This is a genomic window from Microlunatus ginsengisoli (assembly GCF_039537205.1).
Classification (GTDB): Bacteria; Actinomycetota; Actinomycetes; order Propionibacteriales; family Propionibacteriaceae; genus Microlunatus; species Microlunatus ginsengisoli.
In genome coordinates this window covers 121,716-128,887 of sequence record NZ_BAABAB010000049.1, presented here as the reverse complement: position 1 = coordinate 128,887, position 7,172 = coordinate 121,716, and the positions used below count along the sequence as shown (strand labels likewise).

At 68.6% G+C, this 7,172-nt stretch carries 8 protein-coding genes and 1 tRNA gene; 2 read left to right on the top strand and 7 right to left on the bottom strand.

Features of this window, described 5'->3' with window-relative positions:
• Positions 1–20 precede the first annotated feature (20 nt).
• The 3 genes from ABD747_RS23170 to ABD747_RS23160 form a co-directional block, all read right to left on the bottom strand.
• Positions 21–108, bottom strand: a tRNA-Ser gene (locus tag ABD747_RS23170).
• Positions 109–180: 72 nt separating this feature from the next.
• Positions 181–621, bottom strand: coding sequence for a nucleoside deaminase (locus ABD747_RS23165; protein WP_344809215.1), 441 nt, complete (start codon positions 619–621; stop codon positions 181–183).
• 77 nt (positions 622–698) lie between these two features.
• A complete protein-coding gene (locus ABD747_RS23160; RefSeq protein ID WP_344809124.1) occupies positions 699–1,325 on the bottom strand; it encodes a tRNA adenosine deaminase-associated protein in 627 nt (208 codons plus the stop codon).
• A 112-nt stretch (positions 1,326–1,437) separates the two neighbouring features.
• Between ABD747_RS23160 and upp the strand changes: the two genes are divergently transcribed.
• Positions 1,438–2,079, top strand: a complete 642-nt coding sequence (gene upp, locus ABD747_RS23155) for a uracil phosphoribosyltransferase (RefSeq protein WP_344809122.1) — start codon at positions 1,438–1,440, stop codon at positions 2,077–2,079.
• A 31-nt stretch (positions 2,080–2,110) separates the two neighbouring features.
• Complete coding sequence (gene ddaH / locus ABD747_RS23150) at positions 2,111–2,893, top strand: dimethylargininase (protein WP_344809120.1); 783 nt, start codon at positions 2,111–2,113, stop codon at positions 2,891–2,893.
• 22 nt (positions 2,894–2,915) lie between these two features.
• Here ddaH and ABD747_RS23145 read toward each other — a convergent pair whose 3' ends face one another.
• The 4 genes from ABD747_RS23145 to ABD747_RS23130 form a co-directional block, all read right to left on the bottom strand.
• On the bottom strand, positions 2,916–3,803 hold the full coding sequence (locus ABD747_RS23145; RefSeq protein ID WP_344809118.1) for a universal stress protein: 888 nt from the start codon (positions 3,801–3,803) through the stop codon (positions 2,916–2,918).
• A complete protein-coding gene (locus tag ABD747_RS23140; RefSeq protein WP_344809116.1) occupies positions 3,800–5,302 on the bottom strand; it encodes an APC family permease in 1,503 nt (500 codons plus the stop codon). The genes ABD747_RS23145 and ABD747_RS23140 overlap by 4 nt, the downstream gene beginning before the upstream one ends.
• Before the next feature lie 232 nt (positions 5,303–5,534).
• Positions 5,535–6,455, bottom strand: a complete 921-nt coding sequence (locus ABD747_RS23135; protein ID WP_344809113.1) for a 1,4-dihydroxy-2-naphthoyl-CoA synthase — start codon at positions 6,453–6,455, stop codon at positions 5,535–5,537.
• On the bottom strand, positions 6,452–6,940 hold the full coding sequence (locus ABD747_RS23130; protein ID WP_344809213.1) for a DedA family protein: 489 nt from the start codon (positions 6,938–6,940) through the stop codon (positions 6,452–6,454). The genes ABD747_RS23135 and ABD747_RS23130 overlap by 4 nt, the downstream gene beginning before the upstream one ends.
• Between the last annotated feature and the right edge of the window lie 232 nt (positions 6,941–7,172).

The window sequence follows — 7,172 nt, the reverse complement described above, 5'->3', positions numbered from 1 at the left end:
CGGCGTTTTGCCTGGTCAGCTGGCGGTGGCGGCGGGATTTGAACCCGCGGAGGGTTGCCCCTCACGCGCTTTCGAGGCGCGCTCTTTCGGCCGCTCAGACACGCCACCGCCGAAGAGCGTACCCAATCCGGGCAGGCGGAGCGAATCGATAGCCACCCGGCGGACACCGTACCGCCCGGGTCAGCGCGGATCCCGGTGCTGGCCGAAGAAGTCGAGCAGCAGCCGGCCGCACTCTGCCTCGCGGATGCCGCCACGGACGTCCACGCGGTGGTTCAGTCGCGGGTCCCGGACCACGTCGAAGAGCGAGGCGACCGCGCCCGCCTTGGGGTCGTACGCGCCGAAGACCAGCGTCTGGACCCGGGCCAGCACGAGCGCGCCGGCGCACATCGTGCACGGCTCGAGGGTGACCACGAGGGTATGTCCGTCCAGCCGCCAGGAGCCGAGGGCCGCGGCGCCGGCGCGGAGGACCAGCAGCTCGGCGTGCGCGGTCGGGTCGGCCCGCCGCTCCCGTTCGTTGCCGGCCACCGCCACGATGTCACCGCCCGGACCGACGAGCGCGGCCCCGACCGGGACGTCGCCCCAGGACGCCGCCCGGCCCGCCGCGATCAGGGCGGCCGACATGGCCTCGTCCCAGATCGTCACGCCCACGCCGCGAGCCTAGGTGTTCCGATTCGCCACCGCTGTCGGGGAGACTGCGCTCAGTGCCGGAACGAGGTCTCCACCACGCGCCGGAACTCGGCGCCGATGTTGATCTTGTCGGCGATCTCGAGCAGCATCTGGTCGCTGCCGAGGTCGAGGTTGTCGATCAGCGTCTCCAGGTCGAACTCGCTGACCCCGAGATCGGACAGGATCCCCAGGTCGCCGATCGGGTCGTCGTCGTCCTCGTCGATGATCTCGTCGTTCAAGAAGTCGGCCACGTCGCGGGCGATCGGCCACTCGTTGGCGGCGCCGCCGTCGTTCAGCAGAACCTGAACGTGCTGGCCACGGACTCGCACCAGCACCGCGACCTCCTCCACCAGGCTGACGAAGCCGAGCGCTCCGGCATCGCCGGGCAGCCTCCGGAGCTGGACGATCAACTCCTCGAGATCGTTGGCGAGATCCTTGTCGAGGGCCTGGACAAGCGCCTGACCATCCTCCCGATAGGCGGCGACGACGAAGTCGATGTCCTCCTCCTCGGCGTCCTCCAGGTCGTCGAGATCGTCATCCTCGTCGTCCTCGTCGTCCTCCGAGTCGTCGTCGGGCTCGTCCGTGTCGTCGTCGGGGTCGTCCGAGTCGTCGGCGTCCAGCCGAAATGACTCGTACTCCTCGGCGTCGAAGTCCGACATCGTCTCCTCCTCACCCAACCGGTCCGCCTGCCGGGTCCATCGTGTCAGACGTGGCAAGCCCGAGCCGAGCCGGAGGTATCCGGCACCGGGGGCGACCGGATACCGTCGGCGTGTGGATCTCCGCGTCGTCGACCACCCGCTGGTCGCGCACAAGCTGACCGTTCTCCGTGACGAGCACACCGACTCCCCCACCTTCCGTCGGTTGACCGAGGAACTGGTCACCCTGCTGGCGTACGAGGCGACCCGCGAGGTCCGGGTCACCGAGCACTCGGTCCGGACGCCGGTCGGTCCGGCGACCGGCGTCGCCCTGACCAGGCCGCGGCCGCTCGTGGTCCCGATCCTGCGGGCCGGACTCGGCATGCTCGAGGGGATGACCCGGTTGATGCCGACGGCGGAGGTGGGCTTCGTCGGGCTGGTCCGCGACGAGCAGACGCTCCAGGCGTCGACCTACGCCGAACGGCTCCCCGACGACCTGTCCGGCCGGCAGTGCTACGTCCTGGACCCGATGCTCGCCACCGGTGGAACCCTGGCCGCCGCGGTCCAGTTCCTGGTCAAACGAGGCGCCAACCACATCACCTGCATCTGCCTGCTCGCCGCGCCCGAGGGCCTCGAGGCGATCACCGCGCTGCTGGACGACCTGCACGTGCCCTGCCTGCTCGTCGTCGCCGCGGTCGACGAGCGGCTGAACGAGTTCGGCTACATCGTGCCCGGACTGGGCGACGCCGGCGACCGGCTGTACGGGGTGGTCGGCTGAGCACCGGCGCGGATGCGGTAGGACCGTAGCCATGTCACCGCGCATCTTGGTCCGCCGCCCCTCACCGCGCCTCGCCGACGGCGAACTCACCCACATCGACCGGCAGCCGGTGGACGCCGACCTCGCCCTCACCCAGTGGCAGGGGTACGTCGGCGCGTTCGCCGAGAACGGCTGGGACGTGACCGAGATCGCGCCCGCCGACGACCACCCGGACGGCGTCTTCGTCGAGGACACCGTGGTGATGTTCGGCGACCTGGCAGTGCTGACCTCGCCCGGCACGGCATCGCGGCGAGGGGAGGTCGCGAGCACCGCCGCCACGCTCGCCTCGCTGGCCGTCGGGTTGGGGATCGAGGTGGCCCGCATCGCCGAGCCGGGGCACCTGGACGGCGGCGACGTGCTCAAGGTCGGCCGGACGGCGTACGTCGGGCTCACCAGCCGCACCGACGAGGCCGGGATCGAGCAGCTTCGGGCCCTGCTCGAGCCGCGCGGCTGGAAGGTCGTCGCGGTGCCGGTCAGCAAGGTGCTGCACCTCAAGTCCGGCGTCACCGCACTGCCCGACGGCACCGTCGTCGGCTACCAGCCGCTGGTCGACGACCCGACCGTCTATCCCCGCTTTCTGCCGGTGCCCGAGGAGCACGGCACGGCGGTGGTCGACCTGGGTGAGAACACGGTGCTGATGTCGTCCGATGCTCCGCGCACCGCCGAGTTGTACGCCGGCCGCGGTCTGCGCGTGGTCACTGTCCCGATCACCGAATTCGAGAAGCTCGAGGGCTGTGTTACCTGCCTCTCGGTGCGCATGCGGGGCCTGACCTGATTGGTGCTGGGCCCCACCAGGCTCAGGGAACGACGACCACCGGCACCGGAGCGAAGCGAACGATCTTGGCCGCGCTGGAGCCGAGAAAGATCTGGGAGAAGGTTCCCGTCGACGAGGACCCGACTACCAGGACGTCTTCGCGATTCCAGTCCACGTCGTCCATGGCGTCGGCCCAGGACCGGCCCACGGCAATCAGCCCGTCGACGTCGGCCGTGAATTCGTGCTCGGCCTTCGTGGCGGCGATGGCCTCTTTCTGAGCCTCGCGGCTCTGCTCCAGCCAGGCGTCCAGGACCACCTGCTCGGCGCCGCTCACCTCGGGCGGGTACATCCGCCGTCCGCGGACCCCGAACGTAGCGACCCGGAGTCTCTGACCAGTGCGCTTGCACATCGCCGCGGCCCGAGAGAGCGTCGCGCGCGACGCCTCATCCCCTCGGAACGCACACGTGATGCGTGTGATCTTGCTTCCCTTCACGGGATGGTAGGCACGCGGTGCCAGAGCGACCGGAATCGGCGACGAGTGCAACAACCGGTTGGCCTTGGAACTGATCGTGATCTGTCCGGATGGTCCGTGCTGCGCCGATCCGACCACAATGAGGTCCGCACCGACGGTGTCGGCCTGGGAGAGCAGCAGCGGCGGGACGGACCGAGCCGACTCCCACACGACCTCGGCCTCGACGTCTGGGCTGTTGTCGCCCAGCACCCGTTGGGCTTCAGCGACCGCGTCCGAACCTTGCTGAGCAGCCCACTGTCCGAACTCGCGATCGCTACCCCGGGCGACCGGCGTCGGCCAGGTGTCCGGTACCGCGACCACGACCCGCAACCTATGTCCGTCGGAGCGGGCGAGCTGTGCCGCAAAGTCGAGGACGCCGAAGTCCGTGTGCCACGGGCTGTATCCGACGACGTAGGTCATTCGTCGTCCAACCGGCCGATGGGCTCCGCGATCTCCTCCGGCGAGGTGTAGCTGTTCAGCTTTGCGTGTCGCCGGCCGAAGGCGAAGTAGTAGAGCACCACGATCGCGAGCCAGACGAGGAAGATCACCCAGGTGATCGCGGCCAGTCCCCACATGATGTACGCGCAGATGATCACGGTCAGAATCGGCGTGACTGGATATCCCGGGATCTTGAACGGTCGCTCGAGGTCGGGGTGCGTGCGCCGCAGCACCATGATGCCGATGGCCACGACCGAGAAGGCCATCAGGGTGCCGATCGACACCGTGTCCCAGAGATACTCCGCGGGCACGAATCCGCCGATCAGCGCCACGATGACGGCCACGAAGATCGTGTTGTACGTCGGCACCATGGTCTTCGGGTTCACCACGGTGAAGCGATGGGGAATGAGGCCGTCCCGACCGATCGAGAACAGGATGCGCGTCTGTCCGTACATCGTCACCAGCGTGACGGAGAAGATGGAGATCACCGCGCCTGCGGCCAGGATCGTGCTCCAGATCGTGGACCCGGTGACGTCCTTGAGGATCTGAGCCAGGCCAGCCTCCGCGGCCTCTTGGGTGGAGAAGAACGACACCGGCTTGGCCGCGATGCCGGCGAAAGCGACCAGCACGTAGATGGTCGACACGATCACCAGAGCGCCGATGATCGCGCGTGGCAGGGCCTTCTGGGGATTCTTCACCTCCTCCCCTGCGGTAGCGACCGCGTCCAGTCCGATGAAGGAGAAGAAGATCGTCCCGGCCGCCGCGCTCACTCCGGCAAAGCCGCTAGCGAAGAAGTTGGCGAAGTGGTCCTTGTTGAACGCGGTCAGGCTGATCACGACGAACAACAGCAGCACACCGAGCTTGATCATCACCATGACCGCGTTCACCTTGGCCGACTCCGACGCGCCTCGCAGCAGCAACAACATGCAGAGCAGGACGAGGACCACGGCGGGGAGGTTGATCAGGCCGGTCGGATCGCCGTCGGTGCCGGGAATCGGCGCGACCGAGAGCGCCTGGGGCAATCGCCAACCGAAGATGGATTCGATCAACTCGTTGAAGTAGCCGCTCCAGCCGACCGCCACGGCACCGGTGGCGACCCCGTACTCCAGCAGCACGCAGCCGGCGATGATCACGGCCACGAACTCGCCGAGCGCATGGTAGGCATAGGAGTAGGTCGAGCCGCTCACCGGGATGGCGCTGGCCAGCTCGGCGTAGCACAGGGCCGACAAGCCGGCCGCGGTGGCGGCGATCACGAAGCTGATGAGGACCGCCGGGCCGGCCTTCGGGACAGCCTCGCCCAGGACGAAGAAGATGCCCGTGCCGACGGTGGCGCCGACACCGAACATCATCAGCTGGAACGTGGTCATGTTGCGGGCCAGCTCTTCACCGAGGTGGTGCTTGTGCTGGAAGACGATCGGTTTGCGCCTGAGCAGCTGCTTACCGAGCGGCAGCGGTGGGCTCGTCGGGGTCTGCTGCACCATCGTTTCTGACCTTTCGGCACGACGCGCTGAGTGGCCTGCTGATCTGCAGTCTGTCGGCTCCGGGCCCGCTTGCCCAGACCCCCCGGCTGACGAGCCACGACTTTTCCCCGTTACGCAATGTCATTGCGCTGGAGACCCCATCCGACCATAAGATCGCGCACTTGTCGTGGGGGTTCGGTATCGGACATTACGTCGTGCACACGTGGGCCAGGCCCGCCGCGCGGAACGTCGATCAGTAGTAATACGGGAAGCGCGACCAGTCGGGGCGCCGCTTCTCCAGGAAGGCGTCGCGACCCTCGACGGCCTCGTCGGTCATGTACGCGAGCCGGGTCGTCTCGCCCGCGAATACCTGCTGCCCGACCAGGCCGTCGTCGACCGCATTGAAGGCGAACTTCAGCATCCGCTGCGCGGTCGGGCTCTTGCCGCAGATGATCTCCGCCCACTCCAGGCCGACCGTCTCCAGCTCGGCGTGCGGAACCACCCGGTTGACCGTCCCCATCCGGAAGCCGTCCTCGGCCGAATACGTCTGGCCGAGGAAGAAGATCTCCCGGGCGAACTTCTGGCCGACCTGGCGAGCGAGGTAGGCCGAGCCGAAACCGGCGTCGAAGGAGCCGACGTCGGCATCGGTTTGCTTGAACCGGGCGTGCTCGGCGCTGGCCAGGGTCAGGTCGCAGACCACATGCAGGCTGTGCCCACCGCCGGCCGCCCAGCCGTTCACCAGCGCGATCACCACCTTCGGCATGAACCGGATCAGCCGCTGCACCTCGAGGATGTGCAGCCGGCCGAGCGCGGCCGGGTCCACGTCCCCGGCACCCTCGCCGGCGGCGTACTGGTAGCCGGCCCGGCCCCGGATCCGCTGGTCGCCGCCGCTGCAGAACGCCCAGCCCCCGTCCTTGGCCGACGGCCCGTTGCCGGTGAGCAGCACCGCACCCACGTCGGAGGACATCCGTGCATGGTCGAGGGCGCGATAGAGCTCGTCCACGGTGTGCGGCCGAAAGGCATTGCGTACGTCCGGCCGATTCAGCGCGATCCGCACGGCCGGCACGTCGCGGCAGCGGTGATAGGTGATGTCGGTGAACGCGAACCCCTCGACGTCGGTCCACCGGGCCGGATCGAACGGGTTGCCGGCCGGCTCTGGTCGCTCGCTGGTCACCGGGACACGGTAGCGGTGCCGCGCGCGGCCGAGCGGTGCCGCAGCTGCCACCAGATGAAGCCGGCCAGCGCGGCCAGCAACAGCGCGGTGCCGGCGATCGTCGCGATCGGGGACAGCGCGTACAGCTTCAGCCAGGCGGCGAGGGTGACGAAGCCGACCGTGGCATAGAGCAGCGCCCAGATGATGCTGCCGAGGGTGACGGCCGGCAGATAACGCCGCAGCGGCATCCGGGCGACCCCCGCGGCCAGGTTGATCAACGTCTGGACGCCGACGGTGAGGAAGGACACCGTCACGATCGGGGCGCCCCAGCGAGCGACGACGTCCTGCGCGCGGCGGAACTTCGGCGACGCCAGCATCTTGGCCAGGCGGGTCCGCTCGGCCCCCGTCTCCGCGCCGCGACCCAGCCAATAGGTGGCGTTGGCCCGCAGCATGACGATCACGAACAAGATGCCGAAGGCAACCGGAAACGGCAGTCCCTCGATCATCGACACGAGGTGAGTGTAGTCGGGCGGCTTAGGTCAGCCTAAGCCCGAAAGCGGCCGATGAGGGCTGCCCTTCACGACTGACGCCGCCACCTCCCCCAAGGTGGGCCAGCCCGCATCGGTCCTCCGCTGCCGACGATGGTGGCAGCCCGACGGGTGAGGCGACCACGGACAGCAGCCGGACAATCCCGGCGACCGCTAGGCTGAGAATCGCTGGCAGACGTGCCACGAGTGG